Annotated in this window: 22 protein-coding genes; 18 read left to right on the top strand and 4 right to left on the bottom strand. The window is 42.3% G+C overall.

Annotation, left to right across the window (positions count from 1 at the left end):
• Positions 1-141: 141 nt before the first annotated feature.
• From AC2SLM_RS03270 to AC2SLM_RS03260, 3 genes are all read right to left on the bottom strand, one after another.
• Positions 142-942 (bottom strand): metal ABC transporter permease, encoded by an 801-nt coding sequence (locus AC2SLM_RS03270; RefSeq protein ID WP_486551973.1) that lies wholly within the window; start codon positions 940-942, stop codon positions 142-144.
• A gap of 102 nt (positions 943-1044) precedes the next feature.
• Positions 1045-1845, bottom strand: a complete 801-nt coding sequence (locus AC2SLM_RS03265; RefSeq protein ID WP_486552030.1) for a metal ABC transporter ATP-binding protein — start codon at positions 1843-1845, stop codon at positions 1045-1047.
• Positions 1846-1920: 75 nt separating this feature from the next.
• A complete protein-coding gene (locus AC2SLM_RS03260; protein WP_486551971.1) occupies positions 1921-2502 on the bottom strand; it encodes a transcriptional repressor in 582 nt (193 codons plus the stop codon).
• Between the two features lie 279 nt (positions 2503-2781).
• On the opposite strand from AC2SLM_RS03260, the gene AC2SLM_RS03255 reads away from it, so the two are divergent.
• The 12 genes from AC2SLM_RS03255 to AC2SLM_RS03200 all read left to right on the top strand — a co-directional run bounded on the left by AC2SLM_RS03255 (position 2782) and on the right by AC2SLM_RS03200 (position 15116).
• Entirely contained in the window at positions 2782-3843 is a 1062-nt protein-coding gene (locus AC2SLM_RS03255) for a metal ABC transporter solute-binding protein, Zn/Mn family (protein ID WP_486551970.1), read from the top strand.
• Between the two features lie 136 nt (positions 3844-3979).
• Positions 3980-4429 (top strand): ATP synthase subunit I, encoded by a 450-nt coding sequence (locus tag AC2SLM_RS03250; protein WP_486551969.1) that lies wholly within the window; start codon positions 3980-3982, stop codon positions 4427-4429.
• 363 nt (positions 4430-4792) lie between these two features.
• Positions 4793-5659 carry a F0F1 ATP synthase subunit A gene (gene atpB / locus AC2SLM_RS03245; protein WP_486541924.1) on the top strand — a complete coding sequence of 289 codons (867 nt, stop codon included), beginning with the start codon at positions 4793-4795 and terminating at the stop codon, positions 5657-5659.
• A gap of 46 nt (positions 5660-5705) precedes the next feature.
• Positions 5706-5969 (top strand): F0F1 ATP synthase subunit C, encoded by a 264-nt coding sequence (gene atpE / locus AC2SLM_RS03240; RefSeq protein WP_486541926.1) that lies wholly within the window; start codon positions 5706-5708, stop codon positions 5967-5969.
• Between the two features lie 103 nt (positions 5970-6072).
• Positions 6073-6543 (top strand): F0F1 ATP synthase subunit B, encoded by a 471-nt coding sequence (locus AC2SLM_RS03235; RefSeq protein WP_486551967.1) that lies wholly within the window; start codon positions 6073-6075, stop codon positions 6541-6543.
• Positions 6544-6756: 213 nt separating this feature from the next.
• A complete protein-coding gene (locus tag AC2SLM_RS03230; RefSeq protein ID WP_486541930.1) occupies positions 6757-7386 on the top strand; it encodes a F0F1 ATP synthase subunit delta in 630 nt (209 codons plus the stop codon).
• A 168-nt stretch (positions 7387-7554) separates the two neighbouring features.
• The gene (atpA, locus tag AC2SLM_RS03225; RefSeq protein ID WP_486541932.1) at positions 7555-9099 is read left to right on the top strand and encodes a F0F1 ATP synthase subunit alpha; all 1545 of its coding nucleotides are present in this window, start codon (positions 7555-7557) and stop codon (positions 9097-9099) included.
• Positions 9100-9190: 91 nt separating this feature from the next.
• Positions 9191-10078, top strand: a complete 888-nt coding sequence (gene atpG, locus AC2SLM_RS03220) for a F0F1 ATP synthase subunit gamma (protein WP_486541934.1) — start codon at positions 9191-9193, stop codon at positions 10076-10078.
• A gap of 38 nt (positions 10079-10116) precedes the next feature.
• The gene (atpD, locus tag AC2SLM_RS03215) at positions 10117-11550 is read left to right on the top strand and encodes a F0F1 ATP synthase subunit beta (RefSeq protein ID WP_486551965.1); all 1434 of its coding nucleotides are present in this window, start codon (positions 10117-10119) and stop codon (positions 11548-11550) included.
• A 201-nt stretch (positions 11551-11751) separates the two neighbouring features.
• Positions 11752-12168: a F0F1 ATP synthase subunit epsilon gene (locus AC2SLM_RS03210; RefSeq protein WP_486541938.1), complete on the top strand. Its 417-nt coding sequence runs from the start codon at positions 11752-11754 to the stop codon at positions 12166-12168.
• A 328-nt stretch (positions 12169-12496) separates the two neighbouring features.
• The gene (locus AC2SLM_RS03205) at positions 12497-13213 is read left to right on the top strand and encodes a response regulator (RefSeq protein WP_486551963.1); all 717 of its coding nucleotides are present in this window, start codon (positions 12497-12499) and stop codon (positions 13211-13213) included.
• A 211-nt stretch (positions 13214-13424) separates the two neighbouring features.
• On the top strand, positions 13425-15116 hold the full coding sequence (locus AC2SLM_RS03200) for an ATP-binding protein (protein ID WP_486551962.1): 1692 nt from the start codon (positions 13425-13427) through the stop codon (positions 15114-15116).
• A 133-nt stretch (positions 15117-15249) separates the two neighbouring features.
• Here the strand turns inward: AC2SLM_RS03200 and AC2SLM_RS03195 are convergent, their stop codons facing one another.
• Positions 15250-16701 (bottom strand): ATP-binding protein, encoded by a 1452-nt coding sequence (locus AC2SLM_RS03195; protein ID WP_486551960.1) that lies wholly within the window; start codon positions 16699-16701, stop codon positions 15250-15252.
• A gap of 121 nt (positions 16702-16822) precedes the next feature.
• Between AC2SLM_RS03195 and rpsP the strand changes: the two genes are divergently transcribed.
• The 6 genes from rpsP (at position 16823) to AC2SLM_RS03165 (ending at position 22697) form a co-directional block, all read left to right on the top strand.
• Entirely contained in the window at positions 16823-17086 is a 264-nt protein-coding gene (gene rpsP, locus AC2SLM_RS03190) for a 30S ribosomal protein S16 (RefSeq protein WP_486541946.1), read from the top strand.
• A gap of 97 nt (positions 17087-17183) precedes the next feature.
• Entirely contained in the window at positions 17184-17714 is a 531-nt protein-coding gene (gene rimM / locus AC2SLM_RS03185) for a ribosome maturation factor RimM (RefSeq protein WP_486551959.1), read from the top strand.
• Positions 17715-17788: 74 nt separating this feature from the next.
• Positions 17789-18550, top strand: coding sequence for a tRNA (guanosine(37)-N1)-methyltransferase TrmD (trmD, locus tag AC2SLM_RS03180; protein ID WP_486551957.1), 762 nt, complete (start codon positions 17789-17791; stop codon positions 18548-18550).
• A gap of 247 nt (positions 18551-18797) precedes the next feature.
• Positions 18798-19223 carry a 50S ribosomal protein L19 gene (rplS, locus tag AC2SLM_RS03175; protein WP_486541952.1) on the top strand — a complete coding sequence of 142 codons (426 nt, stop codon included), beginning with the start codon at positions 18798-18800 and terminating at the stop codon, positions 19221-19223.
• 356 nt (positions 19224-19579) lie between these two features.
• Positions 19580-21103, top strand: coding sequence for a DUF3360 family protein (locus tag AC2SLM_RS03170; protein WP_486551955.1), 1524 nt, complete (start codon positions 19580-19582; stop codon positions 21101-21103).
• A 337-nt stretch (positions 21104-21440) separates the two neighbouring features.
• Positions 21441-22697: an AI-2E family transporter gene (locus AC2SLM_RS03165; RefSeq protein WP_486541956.1), complete on the top strand. Its 1257-nt coding sequence runs from the start codon at positions 21441-21443 to the stop codon at positions 22695-22697.
• Positions 22698-22756: the final 59 nt, after the last annotated feature.

Here is a 22756-nt window from a genome sequence, read left to right as displayed (position 1 = left end):
AAACGTGTTAAATGTCAATCGTGTTATTCACACTATACTATATGGGGACGATACGCCCATTTATCTATAGGAGGAGTTGGGCGGTATCGTTTAAATGCAGTTGATAGAGTGGAAGGTGATGTAAGGGAAATGAAGGTGTCATTAGGCTCGAGACACCATAAAAGCTGCAAAAAAGGCCACCGCCAGACCCAGTACAATTGCGAGACCAGTCTGGATATCGAGTAAAATACTGCCCCAAACACCGCCAGTAACCGCAAGCTGCGCCAAAATCACTGAGATAATCACCATTTGCTTAGGAGAGTGAGCAAATAGGCGAGCAGTTAATGCCGGTAGAATAAGCAAACCACTAATCAGCAGGCTACCCACTGCTTGTAGTGCTAATGCACAGAAACCTGCCAATACGCCCATAAAGAATAGGCGCTGACGGGTAGCATTGATACCGGATACTTGCGCCAAGTCAGTATGCGTTGCTAAGATAATTTGTGAGCGCCAGATAATTATCAGCACCGCCAGACCAATACCAACGCAAACCGATAACACCGGTAAATCAGCCCAACTGACTTCTAATAAATTACCAAATAAATAGCCCAGTACATTCGACTGCATTTGAGTCAGATGGGTTAAGGTCAATAAGCCCAAGCACAGCATGGTCACAGAAACGACGGCCAATACGGCATCATTAGGCAGGCGATCATCTTCTAGCCAAATAAGCCCTAACACCACCAAGATACTGACCACAGTAATACCAATGGCAAAAGGTAGGTGAAACAATGCCGCCAATGCCACACCGAATAAGGTTCCATGCGCTAGAGCGTCAGCAAAAAATGCCATGCGTCGCCATAATACAAGACAGCCTAAAGGCGCTGATAACAAAGCCAAAAGGCTACCGGCAATCCAAGCAGGAGCAATAATATCAAGCCATTCGGTGAATAAGGTGGGCATAGGACGGCAATTCCACAACAGTAATAGTAATAAATAGAGAGGGTAATAAAGACCAGATATGGCTTAAATCCTGTTCTATAGCAATGAAGCAGTCGCTATCTGCTAATGAGCGGTAGGCTCATGATGTTGGCATTCATGCGGCTGATGAATATAAGGCTGTTCATATTGATGACCAAAAAGCTTTTTGAATTCATCAGAGACGCCAAGATCGCTTGGCTGACCCTCACAGCAAATATGCTTATTCAGGCAAATCACACGGCGACTGCCACGCATTACCCAGTGTAAATCATGGGATACCACAACCATGGCGCATTGTAGGAATTCAGGTAAATCATCAATAAACTCATAAAGCCAGCGTTCACTCTCAGGGTCTAAGCCCTGCATTGGCTCATCTAAAATCAGCAAGTTCGGTTTGCTTAATAAAGAGCGTGCTAATAGAACCCTTTGTGTCTCACCACCTGACAAATGAATAACCTGCTTTTTTAAGAGCGGCTTAATCGATAAGCGCTCGAACAAAAATGAATGCTGATCTTCGGTTAATCGCGTTTTAATTTGGCCCAATAAGTCTTGAACACGCAGCGGTAATATTGAAGGAATCACAAACTTTTGCGGTACGTAGCCAATCTCAAGGTCAGGATGGCGGGTAATTTGACCTGATGTGGGTGTGATTAAACCCAAAATTAGCTTCATTAATGTCGATTTTCCGGCACCATTAGGACCGATAACACTCATTTTTTCGTACGGTCTGATTTGTAGGCTAATGTTGTTTAGCAGCTGTTTATTATTATCCGCTTGTGCAGACAGTGCTTTGCTCGAACGAGCGCCCGATAGCCAACCCGAAGATAGACGTTTATTATTCATGCCACGGTCACTGACCGCAAAGCCAACAGACTCCAAACTCATAAGCGGCGTTTGTTCTGAGAATGAAGCATTGGAATGAGGATGTGATAACGACACAGTTTGTAAAGGCGACATGAGTTAGGCTTCCACAGGCTTAGAATCAGAAGGATTGGCACAAGTCTGACATAATCCTTTTAATTCCATCACACTTTGCTGCACCTCAAATCCGGCAGCGTCTTTCACATAACTCACTACCTCTTGGGCAGGCAAGCCGCTACATTCTTGTACTCGTTGGCAGTCGTTGCATAGCAAAAAGACCGCATTGTGCTCATCACGAGGATGGCAGCACGGTACAAAGGCATTAATTGAGGTTAATTGGTGAATAAACCCGAATTGCAATAAGAAATCAAGGGTACGATAGATAGTTGGCGGTGCCACCATCTTCGCTTTCTGGCCTTGGTCTTGTTCACGGCTATCTTGCAGGCTTTGAATAAGGTCATAAGCACCAACCGATTTGTCTGATTCTAAAATCAGCTTATATACATTACGGCGTAGCGCTGTAAAACGTGCTCCTTTTGCGCTACACAGCTGCTCTGCGGCCAATAAACGCTCATTAACCTCTTGCTCAGTTAGGGCATGGACATCGTGCATATGAGGGGCATGATGCACAGTGCAAGAAGCGTCCAACGCAGCTTGATTATCATTTGAAGACGGGCTCATCAGTCACCTCATTTAAAATGGTAAAGGGTTAATAGATATCGCAAATTATTTGTTACGAGGATACGCTTTACTTAACATCAGCTATTAATAGGGTTAAATATTCATGTTCAATAGGGCTGTTACTTTTAAAGGTTATAGTATAACATATCTACAAATAGAGTTATGGGTTCACTGATGTTATGTTTCAAGCATGACAGTCTAATCCTATAATAAATACAGTCTAATCCTATAATAAATATTAATGGCAACCGGCCATACTATAATAGAGAGTTACCCTTTATGTTGTTACACGCCAAATCTAACATGCCAGAAAATGCCAACCGAGCAACTGACCATAATAATGTATCGAGTTCGAAAGCTAATTTATTATCTAAAATGAGTAAGAAGTTAACCACTAAAGCTGCTGCCATGGCTTTGTTCGGTATGATGTCTACGAGTTTACCGAGCTACGCGGCCACGGCAGACCATAACAACGTCCAATTAAAAAATCAGATTGCTGCCTACGCGGACGTTAATAAGGTGCCTGCTAGCATACGTGCAAAAACAGACGTTGCTATTAGCAATTATCCTTTATTTTTATTGAGTGAAGCAGTCACCAAAGGGGCGCCGTCTGGACATTTATTATTGGGCCCTGGTGATGTGGGGCATCATGGTAGTTTGAGCCCAAGTGACATGAAAACAGTAAAAGACAGTCGCTATGTAGTGTGGTTTGGTAAGCAGCTTGAATCAAACTTAGCCAAGCCATTGGCAAAGAGTAATAATACTATCAGCTTGTTTGGACTCAATGCTTTCGAGCGTCATTCTTTAAGAGACGTAAAAGCGAAGCCTATTAATGGCACTTTAGATCCTCACATTTGGTTAGACCCGAATAATGCCAAAGCCATTACTCGAGCATTAGGCGCTATCTATAGCCGTGCTAACCCAGAATATAAAGATATCTATGCCGCAAACGTGCGCGAGTTTGCCAAGCAAATGGATGCTGCAGTCGCTGGGGTAGGGGAGGGGGATTTTAATACATCAACGCCAAGACCTTACTGGGCTTATCATGATGCTTTTCGTTATCTAGAGCCTACCTTAAACCTAGCCATGGTTGGTGCATTAACTTCCGATCATCATCTGCCGCCAAAGGCCAGTCAATTTCATTGGTTAAAACAAAACCGCCCTCAACCAACGATGTGCGTCTTACTACAGTCTGATAGTAATCAAGGTGTGTTAAGCAAACTGGGCAATATTACCAGTACTGTGCAACAGGAGGACATGAGTAATGCCAAAGACTTTATCAGTGGTTGGCGTGCTTTGGTAAAGGACGTGCAAAACTGCATCAATAGCTCGATTAAGTAACCAGTTTAAACCGCTGATTAGATAAATTAAACTTACAGACTTGTATAGAAAAACTGTTTGACAAAAGCGATTTTTCTACTTGCTTTAAACCAATGCCAACTCTATAATAGTCGGCGTTTTGTGTCATAGAAAAGCCATGTTATCTCATTCTAAAACGCCATTACGAGCGTCACAGCGAAAAGAGCAGCAGCGACTAAAATTACGACGACAGGCTCGAATACGATCCGGTATTCTTTTAGTCATTATTATTGTTGCCTGTTTCGTTGACTTCATTTTTCTACGTCGTGACACAAACGGTGGCAGCTTAGCCAATTTAACAATTGCCAGAAGCGTGGCCGTGGGTGCGTTATTAAACTGGATAGCGCAAACGGTTTTTACAAGCTTTGTTTTTCGCTATACCGGCGCCCAAGCGAGACATAATATAGTTGGCCAGTTATATTTGGGTCAAATTGTTAAATGGATAATCGTCATCGTAGGCTTTAGTATTATTTTTATGACTATCAAGCCACTATCTGCTGCTGCGGTTATTACTGGGTTTATTTTGATGCAAATCGGCCATTTTATTACCTTATGGCAAAGTCGTTAACCCCTTTAATAGTAAGCATGTCGTTCTATAATCATTCTTCTTAGAGCGAAAATAAATCAAATTAACTGCTTTAGCATGTCGTTAAGCTTAAAGTATTGAATGGTGTTTATCTGCTTTTAAGGTGTCAAATTTAATAGCAAATAGTGTATGATACGGTGGCAGTTTTGTGCAGCGGCACGCAGGAAACTTACAAAACTGAAATATACATCAAAAAAATAAACATTTTCTTTACACTTTTCCCGCTCTACTTTAATATAAGTAGAGATTTTTTGAGCGCCGAAATTTAATTAGCAAAGAGTCCTAAATACAGTTTTTTTGCTAATTAAATTAATGGTTAACACAAACTTATAAGAAGCTTAGATTATGGCAGCTGAAATATCCTCGTCTGATTATATTGCACACCATTTGACTAACTGGACCTTTGGCTATTTGCCAGGTGAAGGCTGGAAAGTTGCCCATACTGCTCAAGAAGCTGGTGAAATGGGCTTTATGGCCATTCACTTGGATTCAATGCTTTGGTCAGTTGGACTTGGTATTATATTTTGTGCCTTGTTTTGGTTTGTCGCCAAGCGTGCAACATCTGGCGTACCTGGCAAGTTGCAAGCAGCAATTGAAATGGTTGTGGACTTTGTAGATACAAACGTACGTGATTCTTATAACGGTACTTCGAAACTGATTGCACCACTGGCTTTAACCATCTTCGTATGGATATTTTTAATGAACTTGATGGACCTTGTGCCCATCGATTATATTCCAGTACTTGCTCAGAAGATCGGTGCCGCGATGGGTCATGACCCGCATCACGTGTACTTTAAGATTGTTTCAACCACTGATCCCAACGTTACTTTAGGCATGTCATTTTCAGTATTTTTCTTAATTATTGGCTTCAGTATTAAAGAAAAAGGTTTGGGCGGCTTCATTAGTGAGCTAACCATGCATCCTTTTAGTGCTTCAAGTACAATAGGAAAAATCATCTTATTCCCAATTAACTTGATACTTGAGTTGGTTACTTTAATTGCAAAACCAGTTTCACTTGGCTTGCGTTTATTTGGTAACATGTATGCAGGTGAGTTGGTCTTTGTATTAATTGCCTTATTGCCATTCTGGATTCAGTGGGCATTATCAGTACCTTGGGCAATATTCCATATTTTAATTATTACTCTTCAGGCGTTCATCTTTATGATGTTGACGATAATCTACTTATCACTAGCATCACAAACTGAACATTAATTTAGTTAGATTTTCTATCAATCAATAGGTAAATGAGGATACATCAATGGATCCAGTATTAGCAGCAACAACATTAAATGGTTACACGGTTATCGCAGTTGCCATGCTTATCAGCGCAGGTGCATTAGCTACCGGTATTGGCTTTGCTCTATTAGGTGGCAAGTTCCTAGAAAGTGTTGCACGTCAGCCTGAACTTGGCTCACAGTTGCAAACTCGCATGTTTATTGTTGCCGGTCTACTTGATGCGGTACCAATGATTGGTGTTGGTATTGCGATGTTGTTATTATTCGCTAACCCTCTTGGAGCTTAATTAAACATCAGTGACTCCTGTTGACCATTCGACGTACTTTTGACTTTTTATCAGATACCGAATGGTCAATGATACTGATTTTTATTAATAAAGAGGTGATCGTGTGAATATTAATCTAACCCTAATCGGTCAGTCTATAGCGTTTGCAATTTTTGTTATATTTTGCATGAAGTTCATTTGGCCTACTCTGATGGGTGCCATTAACGAACGTCAGCAGAAAATTGCTGATGGTCTAAATGCAGCCGAGAAGGCAAAAGCAGATTTAGCAAGTGCTGAACAATCAGTTGAGAAAGAACTAGCATCAGCAAAAGTTAAAGCTGCTGCACTGATTGAACAAGCAAACAAAAGCGCTAACCAGCTTATCGAAGACGCAAAAGCACAAGCACAAGTAGAAGCTGAACGTATTCGCGAGCAAGCTCGTGAGTCGATCGACCTTGAGATCAATCAAGCTCGTGAAGGTTTGCGTACTCAGGTTTCTGAGCTTGCTATACTTGGTGCTGAGCAAATTCTAAAAGAAAAAGTTGATAAGCAGACGCACGACAGCATGTTACAAGAGCTTGCGTCTAAGCTTTAATTGAGAGAGTTAATTTAAAGGTACTATTGTTATAGGCTGGTTTTATCAGCTGGAAAAGACTTTATAGTGATATGGCTTATGCATTTTAGTGCAGGCTTAGCGTTATGAACGTCATTGAGTGCAATAGGGGTTAACTCTTATCAAAATCAATTTCTCATATCTGGTTTGTTTTATATAAAAGTTTTACATAAAATATGTGGCTAAGAGGACATAATGGCTGAATTATCTACACTAGCGAGACCCTACGCCAAGGCAGCATTTGATTATGCGCATGAAAACTCAGTCATTGGTGAATGGGAAGATTTCTTGTTTGTCGCAAGTAACGTGGTTGGTGATTCTGCCTTTGTGCAAATGCTAGATAACCCCGTTGTTACTGCTGACCAAAAAGCTGATATGCTTATCAGTATTTATGATGAGCAAGTAACATCGCCGGAAGCGACTGTGTTTAAGTCGCTACTTTTTAGCACTCAAAGTCATAAAAAAGAGGGTCAGCCGACGGATGTTTTACCAGCAGCTACTCCTCAAATCAAAAACTTTGTGCACCAATTAGCCGAACAAGAACGCTTAAGCTTAATACCACAAGTATATGAGCAGTATCGTTTAAATCGCGCTAAGGCACTCAAACAAGTCAACGCATATGTGACGTCTGCTTATCCGCTAGACGATGCACAACGCACTATGATTCAAAATCGATTAGAAGAATCACTACATGCATCTGTGATTATTCATGAAGATGTAGATCCTAGTTTATTAGCGGGTGCCACCATTAAAATTGGCGACAAGCTTGTTGATGACTCGATGCGTGGAAAAATAAAACAGTTAAAAACACAGCTAACTGCTTAACGCATAATTAATAATGATGATAAGTGATGGCAGCTTTTTGGCTCGTTATCAAAGATATTCATCATTAAGAAGCTTCTATGATAACTTTAATAAACCAATAACCAGTTATCTAAGCTTTTAATAAACCGGCGAGTAAGCAGGCAATCACAAATTAAAGGAAACAAGGCAATGCAACAATTGAATCCAGCAGAAATCAGTCAACTGATTAAGCAGCGAATTCAAGACCTTGATACGGGTGCAACCGCTAAGAATGAAGGCACTATTGTCAAAGTATCTGATGGTATTGTTCAGATTCATGGTCTTGAAGATGCGATGTACGGTGAGATGATTGAGTTTGAAGGCGATGTCTATGGTATGGCATTGAACCTTGAACAAGACTCCGTAGGCGCGGTTGTTTTGGGTGATTACCTAGGTCTTCAAGAAGGTCAAAAAGCTTACTGCACAGGCCGTATTTTAGAAGTACCAGTAGGTCCAGAGTTATTAGGTCGTGTGGTTGACGCATTGGGTAATCCAATTGATGGCAAAGGCCCTATCAACGCACAGCTTACTGATAAAGTAGAAAAAATCGCTCCAGGGGTTATCGCACGTCAATCTGTTGATGAGCCAGTAATGACGGGTTATAAAGCAGTTGACACTATGATTCCAATCGGTCGTGGTCAGCGTGAGCTTATCATTGGTGACCGTCAGACTGGTAAAACAGCTCTAGCGATTGACGCGATTATTGCTCAGAAAAACTCTGGTATTAAGTGTGTGTATGTTGCTATTGGTCAGAAACGTTCTACTATTGCTAACGTTGTACGTAAGCTTGAAGAGACTGGCGCATTAGAATATACAACGGTGGTTGTGGCATCCGCTTCTGAGCCTGCAGCACTTCAGTATATCGCTCCTTACTCTGGTTGTACAATGGGTGAATACTTCCGTGACCGCGGTGAAGACGCTCTGATTATATATGATGATTTATCAAAACAAGCAGTAGCGTATCGCCAGATTTCATTACTATTACGTCGTCCACCAGGTCGTGAAGCTTACCCAGGTGACGTATTCTATCTTCACTCGCGTCTATTAGAGCGTGCATCACGTGTGAACGCGGATTACGTTGAAGAGTTCACTAAAGGTGAAGTAAAAGGTAAAACAGGTTCATTAACTGCGCTACCTATTATTGAAACACAAGCCGGTGACGTATCAGCATTCGTACCAACCAACGTAATTTCGATTACTGATGGTCAGATCTTCCTTGAGTCAAGCCTATTCAACTCAGGTATCCGTCCTGCTGTAAACGCGGGTATTTCGGTATCTCGTGTTGGTGGTGCCGCCCAAACTAAAATCATCAAGAAGCTATCAGGCGGTATTCGTACTGCACTAGCTCAGTACCGTGAGCTAGCTGCATTTGCTCAGTTTGCCTCTGATCTTGATGACGCGACTAAGCAGCAGCTTGATCATGGTGAGCGTGTAACAGAGCTTATGAAACAGAAGCAGTATCAGCCTATGTCAGTGGCTGAACAAGCCGCTGTTATCTATGCCTCAAACGAAGGTTACTTAGCAGATATCCCAGTTGAAAAAATCGGCGCATGGGAAGAAGCTTACCTACGTTACATGTATGACGAACAAGCTGATTTGATGAAAGAAATCGATGACACTGCAAACTACAATGATGACATCGCAGGTCGTTTAAAATCATCAGTTGAAACGTTCTTACAGAACCACACGTTCTAAATTAATACGGTGCGATTAGCGAGGCTAGTCGCACTATTTAAAGCGTGTGATAGATTAATCCTCATTTAAACCCCGCCGAATTGGAAATGTTATGGCAAGTTTAAAAGAAATTCGTGCTAAAGTTACCAGCATTAAGAGTACGCAGAAGATTACGCGTGCGATGCAGATGGTAGCCGCCAGTAAAATGCGCCGTGCCCAAGAGCGTATGGAAGTGGGTCGCCCTTATGCTGAAAGTATGCGCCGAGTGGTTTCACACTTAGTTAACGCATCGACAGATTATAAGCACCCGTATATGACTAGCCGTCCGGTAAACCGTGTTGGCTACATCTTAGTAACTTCTGATCGTGGTTTGGCAGGCGGATTAAACATCAACCTGTTTAAGAAGTTGATGCACCATGTTAAAGAATTTCAAGACCAGTCTGTACAAGCTGAGTTTGCTGTAATTGGCTCTAAAGGCGTTAGCTTTTTTAAGAGTTTTGGCGGCAAAGTAACTTCAGCAGTGACTGACTATGGTGATAATCCGACATTTGAGCAATTAAATGCTCCTGTACAAGCCATGCTTGACGATTATGACCAAGGTCATCTAGATCGCATTTATGTCGTTTACAACAAGTTTGTGAACGCTATGACGCAAAAGCCTACTGTTAACCAGCTAGTTCCACTACCAGAAGATGCGATAGATACTGATACAACAGATGCAGGTGTTCGTACCGATAGCCAATGGGATTATATTTATGAGCCAGATGTTAAAACGCTTGTAGATGGCCTTCTTGGTCGTTATATCGAGTCAATTGTGTATCAAGCAGTGATGGAAAACATCGCTTCTGAACAATCGGCACGTATGGTTGCTATGAAAGCAGCAACTGATAATGCTGGTGACCTAATTAATGATTTACAGTTAGTTTATAACAAGCTGCGTCAAGCGGCAATTACCCGAGAGATTTCGGAAATTGTCGGCGGTGCTGCTGCTGTTTCCTAATTGACATACCTATATTTTAGAAGTTCAAGGAGAACGCCATGAGTAGCGGTCGTATAGTACAGATTATTGGCGCAGTTATTGACGTCGAATTTAGTCGCACTGAAGTGCCTCAAGTTTATGATGCATTAGTTGTTGACAGTACTGATACCACATTAGAAGTTCAGCAGCAGTTGGGCGACGGTATTGTACGTACTATTGCAATGGGATCTACTGAAGGTCTTAAGCGTAATTTACCAGTAACAAACACGGGTGCACCAATTACTGTTCCTGTTGGTGATGCGACATTAGGTCGTATTATGGACGTATTGGGTCGTCCAATTGATGAGCAAGGTCCTGTAAATTCAGAAGACCATTGGTCAATCCATCGTCAAGCGCCATCATACGATGCGCAAGCAAACAGTACTGACCTGTTAGAGACTGGTATTAAGGTTATTGACTTACTATGCCCGTTCGCTAAAGGCGGTAAAGTTGGTCTGTTCGGTGGTGCCGGTGTCGGTAAAACCGTAAACATGATGGAATTGATTAACAACATCGCACTTAAGCACTCAGGTTTGTCTGTATTCGCTGGTGTGGGTGAGCGTACTCGTGAAGGTAATGATTTCTACCACGAGATGCAAGAAGCGGGCGTTGTTGATACTGAAAATTTCACCAACTCTAAAGTTGCGATGGTTTACGGTCAGATGAATGAGCCACCAGGTAACCGTTTACGTGTCGCACTAACCGGTCTGACTATGGCTGAGTATTTCCGTGACCAGACTGATGAAAATGGTAAAGGTAAAGACGTTCTATTGTTCGTTGATAACATTTACCGTTACACTCTAGCAGGTACTGAGGTATCAGCACTATTAGGTCGTATGCCATCAGCGGTTGGTTATCAGCCAACACTGGCAGAAGAGATGGGTGTATTACAAGAACGTATTACATCAACTAAGACCGGTTCTATTACCTCTATCCAAGCGGTATACGTACCTGCGGATGACTTGACCGATCCATCACCAGCTACTACCTTTGCTCACTTAGACGCAACGGTTGTACTAAGTCGTGATATCGCGTCACAAGGTATTTATCCTGCGATTGATCCACTAGATTCAACGTCACGTCAGCTTGATCCACTAGTCATTGGTGAAGAGCACTATAGCGTTGCTCGTGGTGTTCAGGAAGTGCTACAGCGCTATAAAGAGCTTAAAGACATCATTGCGATTCTAGGTATGGATGAGCTTTCAGAAGAAGATAAGATGGTTGTATACCGCGCTCGTAAGATTCAGCGTTTCTTATCACAGCCATTCCACGTTGCTGAAGTATTCACCGGTGCACCTGGTAAATACGTTTCACTACGTGACACCATCGCAAGCTTCCGTGATATCTTAGACGGTAAGTATGATGACTTACCGGAACAAGCCTTCTATATGGCAGGTAGCATCGATGAAGTGGTTGCTAAAGCTGAGAAAATAAAAGCAAAATCAGCGGCTTAATATAGCCAATCGATAGTGTATTAATAGTGGCATAGCTTGATCGTTAATCTTATTATTAATGACGTTTTACTGATTATGCTATGCCATATTAATAAGCTATCTTTTATTAGCTAAGTTGAGTTTAAAACTTTGTTGAATCTGACAGGTTTTAAAACGTTTATATTAAATTAGTACGTTAATGAGTTAATTACGGAGAGTCGCATGGCAACATTACAGTGCCGAATAGTCAGTGCTCGTGAAGAGTTATATGCTGGTGATATCAGTATGTTAGTTGCGACGGGTAGTGAAGGTGAAGTGGGTATATTAGCAGGTCATACCCCGCTCATTACGCTACTAAAGCCGGGCTCAATGCGCATTCAGACGCCAGACGGTAAAGAAGAAGTAATCTACGTATCAGGTGGTGTTCTTGAAGTTCAACCTAAGCTTGTGACGGTACTTGCAGATACTGCGGTACGAGCCAATGACTTAGATGAAGCTAGAATCGTTGAAGCGCGTAAGAAAGCAGAGCAAATGCTTACCAATCAGTCGGATAATATCCAAACCAATGCGGCATTAGCAGCACTTGCTGAGTCTGTTGCACAGCTTGAAACACTTAAAAAATATCGTAACCGCGCTTAAGAGCTGTTGTCTTGGTGAAGGTGTACATATTAAATACTTTTTAAAATAAAAGAACAGCCTATACTAGGCTGTTTTTTTATGTGTTAAGATTAAGCTAATCAAAGTTACCTGAATCTTGTTTACAATAGATAGTATTCTCTTGATGAACTGTTTTTTGGTAGGTTTAATCATGACCAATAGTCATACATATCTCTATAGATGCTGTTTGTACTGAATCTATGTATTGGTCATCTAAGTGCTTAATCTATTTATGGTTATTTATAAAGCCGCCTTTTGATATGGTGAAGGCAGTTACATTGAACACTGATAATTGTTTTGAGGAATAATAATGTCTAATATTGAAGAAGAACAAACCCCGCGAATTCTAATCGTAGAAGATGACGAACGCCTTGCGATGTTAACTCAAGATTATTTGGTTAAGAATGGTATGGATGTCGCTATTGAAACCGATGGTAACCGTGCAATTCGCCGTATTATTAACGAGCAGCCTGATTTGGTTGTGTTAGACGTGATGCTACCTGGTAGCGATGGCTTAACTGTTTGTCGTGAAGTTCGTCCTCACTACCACAGCCCAATCTTAATGCTGACAGCACGCACTGAAGATATGGATCAGGTATTGGGTCTTGAGATGGGTGCAGATGACTATGTGGCCAAGCCTGCACAGCCACGCGTTTTATTAGCCCGTATTCGTGCTCTATTACGCCGCTCAGAAAATGCACCGTCTGAAGAAGTGCCACAGCGTTTAGAATTTGGTGAGCTAGTCATCGATAATGGCGGTCGTTCAGTAACGCTAAATGATGAATTGGTTGATTTCACCAGTGCAGAATATGATCTATTGTGGTTATTAGCCTCAAATGCTGGCCGTATCTTATCTCGTGAAGATATCTTTGAGCGTCTACGTGGTATTGAATATGATGGTCAAGACCGTTCTATCGACGTACGTATTTCACGTATTCGTCCAAAAATTGGCGATGACCCTGAAAATCCAAAACGTATTAAGACCGTGCGTAGCAAAGGCTATCTGTTTGTAAAAGAAGGCAACTAATAGCGTTCTTAAAGTAGGATGGTTTATTACGTATACATGGATAATAACTCATCGCTTTTTGCCTCGTGATTAAAAAAGCCAGCTGTCGCTGGCTTTTTTGTTATTCCTCTATCAAAGCTACATAAATTTAAAGATAATCTACAATAGCCTACATAGGTTCAACATTAGATTTCATGTAAACTAAGATAAAATTTATTCAATTAGATATCCTATGCCAATCTTTTCCTCCCTAAAACATAGTATTTTTTTACGCATCTATGCAGGGCTGCTACTGGTCTGTCTGTTTGTTGCGCTTTTTGCACAGCTATTAGTTGATACCATCAATAAAGAGCGTATCCAAGCTTATCGTGAGAATATGGCCACTGGTGCCTTATACTTAGTAAGCTCGGGTCTTAAGCAGCAACCTTCAGAGACACAGCGTCAGTATTGGTTAAATGACATCAGTAAGTTGTTTGGTGATACCTTTAGTATTGAGCCGGCCGATAGTATTGACTTTAAGGCCAGTGAGCTAAAGCGTTTGGAAGAGCAGAAAACGGTCGTACGTTACGTGCCTCAGCCTGCGCATGCCGATATCTTCCACCCGGTAGAGGGTGAAGACAATATCATTACGGTGCGCATCTCTAAAGTAACAGAGCAGCAGGTGCGTGCAATGGCGGTTCTGCTGCTTAATGATTTGTCTTACTATGATGACATCGAGGCCAAACGTAAGCGTCTTAGTGAGATATCAAAGCAATTTGCTTTTCCGCTTAGTATCGAGCGGGTGGAGGATATGGAACTTGATGACGATCAAATGCGCCGCCTTACTCGTGATGAAGTGGTTATCTTGTTTAGAGACAGCGCATTGGCAGATAATTCATCGATTAAAATTATCGCGCCTTCTAAAGTCGATAACATGGTGGTAGTGATTGGTCCTGTTGCCTTGTTTAAATGGTTCCCATTCAACTTAATTATTAGTGTGGTACTGATTAGTATGTTCTTAATCAGTTTGGGTGTCTATGCGCTTATTTTCCCATTAGAGCGCAAGTTGCAGCTGATTCAGTCCGGCGTGAATGAGGTAGGTGATGGTAATCTAGACACGCGCGTACAAGTGGTTGGTCAAGATGAGATTGCGCGTCTAGCCGCAACCTTTAACGCCATGACAGAGCACATTAAGCGTTTGATTGAATCACAGCGAGAATTAACCCGAGCGGTATCGCATGAATTACGTACCCCAGTAGCCCGTATTCGCTTTGCAGTTGATATGCTTGCTGATACCGATGATCAAGAATCACGCGAAATGCAGCGCGATTATATTGATGAGGATATTGAGTCACTAAACGGTCTGATCGATGAGATTTTGACTTATGCCAAGCTAGAGGAAGGCTCTCCAAAGCTTGATTTAGAGTCGGTTAATCTAAAAGAGCTAGTCGAGCAAATTGTACGTGAGACCAACGCCCTTGGTAAGCCTATCGAAGTGGTCGGTGTGACGCCATCTGCTAAAGTGGCCGCTGTTGCTGATAGACGCTACCTACACCGTGTGGTGCAAAATCTTGCGGGTAATGCGTTACGTTACGCGGAATCAAAGATTATTATCAGTGCCGGTGTGCGTAAGGGTGAGGCCTTTGTCTGTGTTGAAGACAATGGTCATGGTATTCCTGAAGAAGACCGCGATAAGGTATTCGTGCCGTTTGCGCGTCTTGATGACAGCCGCACTAGAGCGTCAGGGGGTTACGGTCTTGGTCTATCGATTGTGTCACGGATTGCATTCTGGTTTAATGGTAATATGTCGGTGGATGAGAGCCCAACGCTTGGCGGTGCACGCTTTACCATGCGTTGGCCAATTAAGCCTTTGGCCCAAACGATTGCCGCAGATCAGTTAACGCAAGAAAAAGGCGCTCGTAAAATTATCGAAGATGATGCTTAGAAGCTAGCTAATAGAGGTTAATGATTACTATTAGTCAAATTTTTTGGCATTAGATAATAAGCTATGAAAATAAAAGGTCTACAGCAATTTGCCGTAGACCTTTTATTTTGGGTGTAACTTTTAAATCTTGAGCTTAGTCTTTCGAGCTATCCTGAAGAGCAGAGGTATTGCCATTAGGTACTACTTCTGAAAGTAGGGGAATACGTACACAGACTTGCAATCCGCCTTCTGGGTGATTAATCGCTTCAACGGTACCGTGATGTAGGCTTGTAATGCGTTTAACGATAGCTAGACCCAATCCGCTACCTTGGGTAGTACGAGCCGCTTCTCCACGCTCAAATGGGTGCATAATGCGTTCTAGCTGGTCATCAGCAACCCCTGTACCGCAATCACGGACGCAGATAATCAACTGCTCTTTGGCTTTACGCACCATCCCTGGCGTGGACACTACATCCTCGTCATCATAATCGACTTCTGAAGAATTAAACGTGGGCGTGATTGTCGCTGTCATATAAATAGGCGGTTTACCGTAACGCTGTGCATTAACCACTAAGTTGATAATAAGACGTTTAATGGATAATGGACGTACTGGTACTTCTCGCAGACCATCAGACTGATAAATAAACTCCATAGGTGCAAATTGCACCATGACTTCATTAAATATGCTGTCCAAATTGGTCAAGCGTACTGCTTCATCCGAGCCATCTTTCATAAACGAGATAAATTGCTCTAAAATTGCATCCATATCTTCAATATCATAAATTAGGCCCTCACGTAAAAACTCATCTGGCAGCATCTCTGCAGTTAGGCGCATGCGTGTTAAAGGTGTACGTAAATCGTGTGAGATACCGGCAAGCATAATGGTTCTTTCTTTTTGTGCTTGGTTCAAGGTTGTGAATAAACGGTTAAAAGCCATGTTTACACGGCGAATCTCAGTAGTGCCTGTTTTGGTAGGTAGGGTGGTGGCGCTGCCCAAACGAATATAGTTGGTTGCTGCTTGCTGAAGCTTACGTAACGGTCGGTTCAGCTGGCGTATCAGTAACAAAATAGTGATTAAAGTAAAGATTGGGATACCTAAAATGAAAAAAACCAGTGAACTTGGGCTATACTGTGCATAAAATATAACAGGTTCACGTATCCAAAACTCTGGAGATGCTGTATCCTGAACCCAAAGCTGTGGTGTCGGTTTAAATTTAAAGTAAACCACACTATCACGGCCGAGCTGTTGGCTGATCTCTTGCTGAATAACATCGGTAAAGAATCCAACAACAGCTTTATCTGAAACATCAGGAAACTGACTTGGATCATCAACGACGACAACATGATTGTTAGCGAGAATCCAGTGAGAAACCTCTTCATTTTCTGCCCAGTACTCACGAGTCGCTGTTACCAGCTTTAACTCAGTGGTTAAGTATCGAGCATGGTTTTTTAGCTCGGGTAGATACAAGCTGCGCCAAAAAAACCAGATAGATACCACCACACTGACGGTGACCATTAGCATAACTGCAATGGTGGTTTGCCACGTGTTGGAGTAAGGTCTTAGGCGTAGTCGAGATAAAAATGGACGGGATGATGGGTTAGTCATTGAGATATCGCTTAGTCATTTAACAGTGGTTAGAGTTTTAATTAACTTAATGGTTTCCAAGTCAATAGTATTCTGATATAATTATGCCCTTTTTGGTATACCTACGGAAGAGAGAACTCAAATGGTTGTTATTCGTTTAGCACGGGGCGGTGCCAAAAAACGCCCATTCTATCAAGTTGTTGTAGCAGATCAGCGTCGTTCACGCGATGGCCGTTACATCGAAAACATTGGTTTCTATAACCCACTAGCGAAAGGTCAAGATGTTGAGCTTCGTTTGGATATGGAAGCTTACAATGCGTGGATCGAAAAAGGCGCACAGCCTTCAGATCGCGTTAAAGCACTTGCTAAAGGTTATAAGCCAGCAACTGAAGAAGCATCTGCTTAATTAATACTTTGTTCTGCAATGGGAGTGTATCTCATTGCAGCGAAGTTTTAAGTAATTGTTTTTTTATTTTGGTTTTAACTGTGGTTGAGCACGTCTTATGACAACACCAAACGCTGACAGTCTTATGAAAATAGGACAACTAAAAAAACCATACGGCATTAAAGGCTGGTTATGGGTTTTTAGTGAAACTGAGGACCGTGAAGCTATTTTTAGTTACTCTCCTTGGTGGATGAAGACAGCAATGGGCTTTAAGCCCTTAACTGTCACCCAGTGGCGTAAGCAAGGCTCTGGTATTGTCGCTCAATTTGAGCAGATACCGGACCGTAATATTGCTGAAACCATGAATGGGGTTAGTATTTGGATTGATAAAGACAGCTTACCTGGCACTGAAGATGACGAGTACTATTGGTCCGATCTTGAAGGACTGAGCGTCATTAACAGACAGGAAGAATGTTTAGGCACTATCAAAGAGCTGTTTGAAACCGGTGCACACCCGATAATGAAGGTAGTGCCTAGTAGCGACAGTATCGATGATGAGCCACGGATGATTCCTTGGCACAAGCAAACTGTCGATGATGTTGATTTAGCTGCAAAACAGATTTTTGTTGATTGGGAAAAAGACTTTTAGCCTTAGCTGCTATTAAGTTTTTATCAGATTAAAAAAGTCAGTTATTGCTATCTTGTTTACGTGGAGGTGACTTAATGTATTTTGCTGTCATCACCATTTTACCTGAAATGTTTGCCGCTGTTAGCGACTATGGCATTACTGGTAGAGCCGTACAAAATAAGCAGGTGGTTATTGACTGCATTAATCCGCGTGATTTTACGACAGATAATTATCGCCGTATTGATGAGCGCCCCTTTGGTGGTGGCCCCGGTATGGTAATGATGGCAGAACCTTTGGCGAAAGCCATTGAATTTGCTAAGTCGCAAGCCAGTCAACATGGCTGCCTCACAGATTCAGAGCATTGTCCGGTCGTCTATTTATCTCCTCAAGGAGAGAGCTTAGATGAGTCGGTTGTATTGTCATTGCGGCAATACGATGGGATAATTTTATTGTGTGGGCGTTATGAAGGCATAGATGAGCGACTTTTGCAGCGTTATGTTGATATGGAAATCTCTATTGGAGATTTTGTATTAACCGGTGGTGAGCTACCTGCAATGGTGCTGATGGACAGTGTGATACGCCGATTACCCGATGTTATGGGTGATGCAAAATCGGCTGAGCAAGACTCCTTTGTACAAGGATTGCTTGATTGTCCTCACTATACAAAGCCTCATGAATTTGAAGGTTTAAAAGTGCCAGAAGTGTTATTGTCTGGGCATCATGCCAATATTGCAACGTGGCGGTTTGTACAACAAGTAAAGCGTACGCAAACACGGCGTCCTGATTTGTGGCGAAAGTTCACGCCAACCTCTGAGCAAGCACGCTTGCTTAAAAAGGCTAAGCACGATTTAAAGTAATTGGTGATAGACCGATCCGCTTTTAACTGTGGTTAAGTGCTTTTATAATTGACCTATATTAGATTCAAAGCTAACGCCCTTTATTATAAGCGGCTGTTAAGGTTATTGATGCCATATCAATAACGATCGAAAAACCAGTTTCATATTCCTGTTTCCCTATCCTCGCCCATATCGGGCCGGTGGGGTTATTATTATAAACGGGTGGTACGCGCGGTAGCCTATGCCATCCCATGTGAGGAGCAATCTCATGAGTAATGTTCATCCATTAGTACAAGCAGTTGAAAGTGCACAACTACTTGAGCGTCCTAACTTCTCTGCTGGTGATACAGTAGTGGTTCAAGTAAAAGTTCGTGAAGGTGATCGTGAGCGTCTACAGGCATTTGAAGGCGTTGTTATCGCTAAGCGTAACCGTGGCTTAAACTCTGCATTCACTGTACGTAAAATTTCAAGCGGTATCGGTGTTGAGCGTGCATTCCAGCTTCATTCACCAATTATCCATAGCATTGAAGTGAAACGTCGCGGTGCTGTACGTCGTGCGAAACTTTACTACTTGCGTGAGCGTTCTGGTAAATCTGCACGTATCCGCGAGAAGTTATCTGCGCGTCGTGAAGGTGTTCAAAGTAAAACTGACGCAGGCGTTCCAGATGCAGTAGAAACTGCACCAGGTATCTAAGTTTAATCTAATCGTTTAGATTAAGCGGCACTATCGCAAGCAGTCTTATCATCTTTTAGATGATAATAAAGAACCCTCAATCAAATTGATTGAGGGTTCTTTTTATTTTATATCGATAAATCAGTTGTTTAGCATCAATTTATGCTCGTATTTTCCGTAATCTTAGAATACAATAATTAAACAGATGTACGTTATAGTCGATAGTACTTTGATTCAAGATTTATAGTGATAATCGATTGTAGGTATTTTTAGCGAGATATTTGTCCTAGACTTAATTCTCGTTAGCCGTTCATAATCGATTGTTTGTAATTACTCCAACCTCACTCATGGAAGATATTTTAGTATAAGGAGATGCTATGAGTCATCACTCACTGCCTGAATCAGGGCAACCCCCGCACGCTTCTGTATCTGATGATACCCTTGCCTTATCGGGCACCTACCAAGAGCTGCATAAACCAAGCTCTAGCTTTTCAAGCCGCGATGAATATCTCAATCACGAGCTACAAATCATGCAGCCTAAGCGCTGGACGGCTAACTTACCTTTTCGCGATTATCGTTTTGAAATCGAAGATACCATTCCTGCGCTAGCAGCAACTATTGGTAAAGTAGTCATGGTTGGTGCTATCGCTGCGACGTTCGCCGGTGCGCTTAATTTGGGTGATGCCTTTATTTTAGAAAACGTACGGTATGAGCTATTAATCGTCTCATTCTTTGTAATTTTGTTTTCAGGGTTTATTCTACCGACTGCTAACTTAGCCGGTACACATGGTCCGCTTATCCCGCTAATTCCTATTGTGGTAATCGCAGGCGGTCATCCAATGGCGTTTGGTCTGCTTATTGGTTTATTTGGTTTGATACTGGCAGTGAGTAAAGGGGGGAGTCTACTGGCTAATTTGACCAGTAAAGGGGTGTGTGGTGGTCTGCTGCTCTACCTTGGCTTTATCGGCACCACCTCTCAAGTCTCTAAGCTATTGGCTTGGTCAGAAAGTATTAACATGCCGCATATCGCATTTATTGTGATTCTAGGCACAATCGTTCTATATGCGATATTAGAGAATTATCAAAAGCGTTGGCTTGCGGTTCCGTTAAGCTGCTTTTTAGGTGGTGGCACAGCTTACTTATTGGGTGCCCCTTTTGCCTTTGAAACTGCGCCAGGTATGCCGCATTTAAGCCCGATGTATTGGTGGGGTGAGAACAGTGGTTGGATGTTGGGCCTGCCAAATCTAGAAAGTTTTATGGTGGTACTACCGTTTGCGGTACTGGCCGTGGCGATGTGGTCACCTGACTTCCTAGGACATCAAGTATTCCAAAAAATCAGTTATCCAAAGCGTACTGAACGTGTGGTGATGAACATTGATGACACCATGACCAGTGCTTCAATTCGCCAAATTGCAGGCTCTGTATTGGGCGGTGCAAACTTCACATCCTCTTGGGGAACCTATATCGTACCAGCTGCGATTGCGAAGCGCCCAATTCCCGCCGGCGCTATTTTGACTGCATTATTCTGTGTGGTTGCGGCTGTTTGGGGTTATCCGATGGACTTAGCCATTTGGGAGCCGGTGATGTGTGTGGCCTTGATTGTTGGGGTGTTTATTCCGCTACTTGAAGCAGGGATGGAGATGACCCGTGAAGGTAAAACTACGCAATCTGCAGCGATTGTGGTTTTCGCATCAGCGTTGGTTAACCCAGCTTTTGGTTGGTCATTAACCATGCTACTGGATAACATGGGCTTAATTGGTTCTAAAGAGCGTAGTGCGGGTCTTAGCCGTATGAGCCGCTGGATTATTCCTGCCGGTATGTTTGTTTTGTTAACAGCCGTAATGGCAATGGTGGGCATGTTGCCTGGTATCCCTGCGCTATTATCAAGCTTTAGACATTAAACAATTAGACAGATATCATGCAGTCTTGATTAAAATGTCTGACTGTTTAAATAATAAAAAAGCTGGCTTTAGGGTCAGCTTTTTTGTGTCGGAGAGTTTTAAGATAAGGAAGCAGTGACGAGGAGTAGCATCCATTTGATTCCTGATTTTAAAATGATAAGAGGTTGTTATCCCTACTTTGAGCTATTCTAAAGTGACTACCGGCAGCAATATTGTAAGTAAAAATTACAAGTTAGCATTATATATTTTGTTATGGGTATCGCATAATATTAAGCTATATATATTGAGCTAATTTGAGCCAAATTTTTTATTCACTTTTTATTGGGTATGCGCTGTTATGATTGAGAACTGGACACGAGAGCTGGTCACGCAGCGCGTGTTAACTGCTACTTTATTGGTCATTTTATTTGTTCTGTGCTTTAGAGTGGTGCAGTTTTTTATTGTGCCTGCTTTGTGGGCGGCAATTTTGGCCTATGTGACGTTTCCTTTTTATAACTTCTTTCATGAGAAGGTCAAGCTTAGCTCAGATTTAAGCGCTGGCATTATGACCGTTACTATCTCTTTGATATTGGGTGTGCCAGTTGTTGTCGGGCTATTTGTGCTGCAGCAAGAAGCGATTAACTTATATAGCACAGTATTGCACCGTGTGAGAGTCGGCTATGTCGATTTGCCAGAAGAGATTAAAAATCTGCCTGTAATCGGCCAGCAAATAAAAGACATCCTATGGGAGATTAACAAAGATCCTGAAGCCTCATTAAGTACGTTTAGAGCTTGGTTACAATCACACTTGTACTATGGCAAAGTAGCGCTAGATGTGGCGCTAAGTACCATGGCAAAGCTGGGTATGGCGCTAATGACTCTGTTCTTCTTCTACCGTGATGGCATTAATCTCATGAAACAGATTCGCCAAGCACTGCGTAATATTATTGGCAATCGTATCGATGGCTATATTGATTCAGTGGGCTCAACCACTCAAGCAGTAGTCTATGGCATTGGTTTGACAGCCTTGGCTCAAGCTTTACTAGCCGGTCTGGGATACTATTTATCCGGCGCACCGAACCCTATTTTACTAACCCTTATGACTTTTGTTGTCGCCCTAGTGCCTTTTGGCACGCCATTCGCTTGGGCAGGGGTGGCCTTATGGTTATTCACTCAAGGCCATACGCCTGAAGCAGTCGGCTTAGTCCTATGGGGTATGTTGGTCATCAGCTGGGTAGATAACTTAATTCGTCCGATTGTTATCTCAGGCGCGACCAAAATTCCATTCATCATTATCTTTATTGGGGTATTGGGCGGACTAACTGCCTTTGGTTTTGTCGGCTTATTTATCGGACCTGTGGTATTGGCTATTGGTCTAGCAGTATGGCGCGAATGGATTACTCAGCATAGAAACGTGATTTTTGCGCCTTGTTACGCACAGCTTGATGAACATCAATGGCAACCGGCCGACCGTCCTATGTCGTTTGAAATTACACCAGATGTGGTAACTTTTAGTCGTTATCCTTTTGCCGATATGCCTGTTGATTTATCTCAAAAAGAGGACTCTACGGATGAGCCAGAAGAGGATAAACCCAACAAAAAAAATCCAGAATAAGTGTATTTCAATAAGAAGAAATTCAAAGCAGCCTTTTATAACTAAAATAACTCAGGAAG

The sequence above is a fragment of the Psychrobacter sp. CX16 genome, from assembly GCF_057396245.1.
The sequence above is the reverse complement of the archived record's forward strand: the minus strand, read 5'-3'. Positions and strand labels throughout refer to the sequence as shown.

Bases quoted from the DNA above. Each gene is read 5' to 3' on its own strand.
- AC2SLM_RS03270 (WP_486551973.1), bottom strand. From the start codon at position 942: ATGCCCACCTTATTCACCGAATGGCTTGATATTATTGCTCCTGCTTGG.
- AC2SLM_RS03265 (WP_486552030.1), bottom strand. From the start codon at position 1,845: ATGAGTTTGGAGTCTGTTGGCTTTGCGGTCAGTGACCGTGGCATGAAT.
- AC2SLM_RS03260 (WP_486551971.1), bottom strand. From the start codon at position 2,502: ATGAGCCCGTCTTCAAATGATAATCAAGCTGCGTTGGACGCTTCTTGC.
- AC2SLM_RS03255 (WP_486551970.1), top strand. From the start codon at position 2,782: ATGTTGTTACACGCCAAATCTAACATGCCAGAAAATGCCAACCGAGCA.
- AC2SLM_RS03250 (WP_486551969.1), top strand. From the start codon at position 3,980: ATGTTATCTCATTCTAAAACGCCATTACGAGCGTCACAGCGAAAAGAG.
- atpB (WP_486541924.1), top strand. From the start codon at position 4,793: ATGGCAGCTGAAATATCCTCGTCTGATTATATTGCACACCATTTGACT.
- atpE (WP_486541926.1), top strand. From the start codon at position 5,706: ATGGATCCAGTATTAGCAGCAACAACATTAAATGGTTACACGGTTATC.
- AC2SLM_RS03230 (WP_486541930.1), top strand. From the start codon at position 6,757: ATGGCTGAATTATCTACACTAGCGAGACCCTACGCCAAGGCAGCATTT.
- atpA (WP_486541932.1), top strand. From the start codon at position 7,555: ATGCAACAATTGAATCCAGCAGAAATCAGTCAACTGATTAAGCAGCGA.
- atpG (WP_486541934.1), top strand. From the start codon at position 9,191: ATGGCAAGTTTAAAAGAAATTCGTGCTAAAGTTACCAGCATTAAGAGT.
- atpD (WP_486551965.1), top strand. From the start codon at position 10,117: ATGAGTAGCGGTCGTATAGTACAGATTATTGGCGCAGTTATTGACGTC.
- AC2SLM_RS03210 (WP_486541938.1), top strand. From the start codon at position 11,752: ATGGCAACATTACAGTGCCGAATAGTCAGTGCTCGTGAAGAGTTATAT.
- AC2SLM_RS03205 (WP_486551963.1), top strand. From the start codon at position 12,497: ATGTCTAATATTGAAGAAGAACAAACCCCGCGAATTCTAATCGTAGAA.
- AC2SLM_RS03200 (WP_486551962.1), top strand. From the start codon at position 13,425: ATGCCAATCTTTTCCTCCCTAAAACATAGTATTTTTTTACGCATCTAT.
- AC2SLM_RS03195 (WP_486551960.1), bottom strand. From the start codon at position 16,701: ATGACTAACCCATCATCCCGTCCATTTTTATCTCGACTACGCCTAAGA.
- rpsP (WP_486541946.1), top strand. From the start codon at position 16,823: ATGGTTGTTATTCGTTTAGCACGGGGCGGTGCCAAAAAACGCCCATTC.
- rimM (WP_486551959.1), top strand. From the start codon at position 17,184: ATGACAACACCAAACGCTGACAGTCTTATGAAAATAGGACAACTAAAA.
- trmD (WP_486551957.1), top strand. From the start codon at position 17,789: ATGTATTTTGCTGTCATCACCATTTTACCTGAAATGTTTGCCGCTGTT.
- rplS (WP_486541952.1), top strand. From the start codon at position 18,798: ATGAGTAATGTTCATCCATTAGTACAAGCAGTTGAAAGTGCACAACTA.
- AC2SLM_RS03170 (WP_486551955.1), top strand. From the start codon at position 19,580: ATGAGTCATCACTCACTGCCTGAATCAGGGCAACCCCCGCACGCTTCT.
- AC2SLM_RS03165 (WP_486541956.1), top strand. From the start codon at position 21,441: ATGATTGAGAACTGGACACGAGAGCTGGTCACGCAGCGCGTGTTAACT.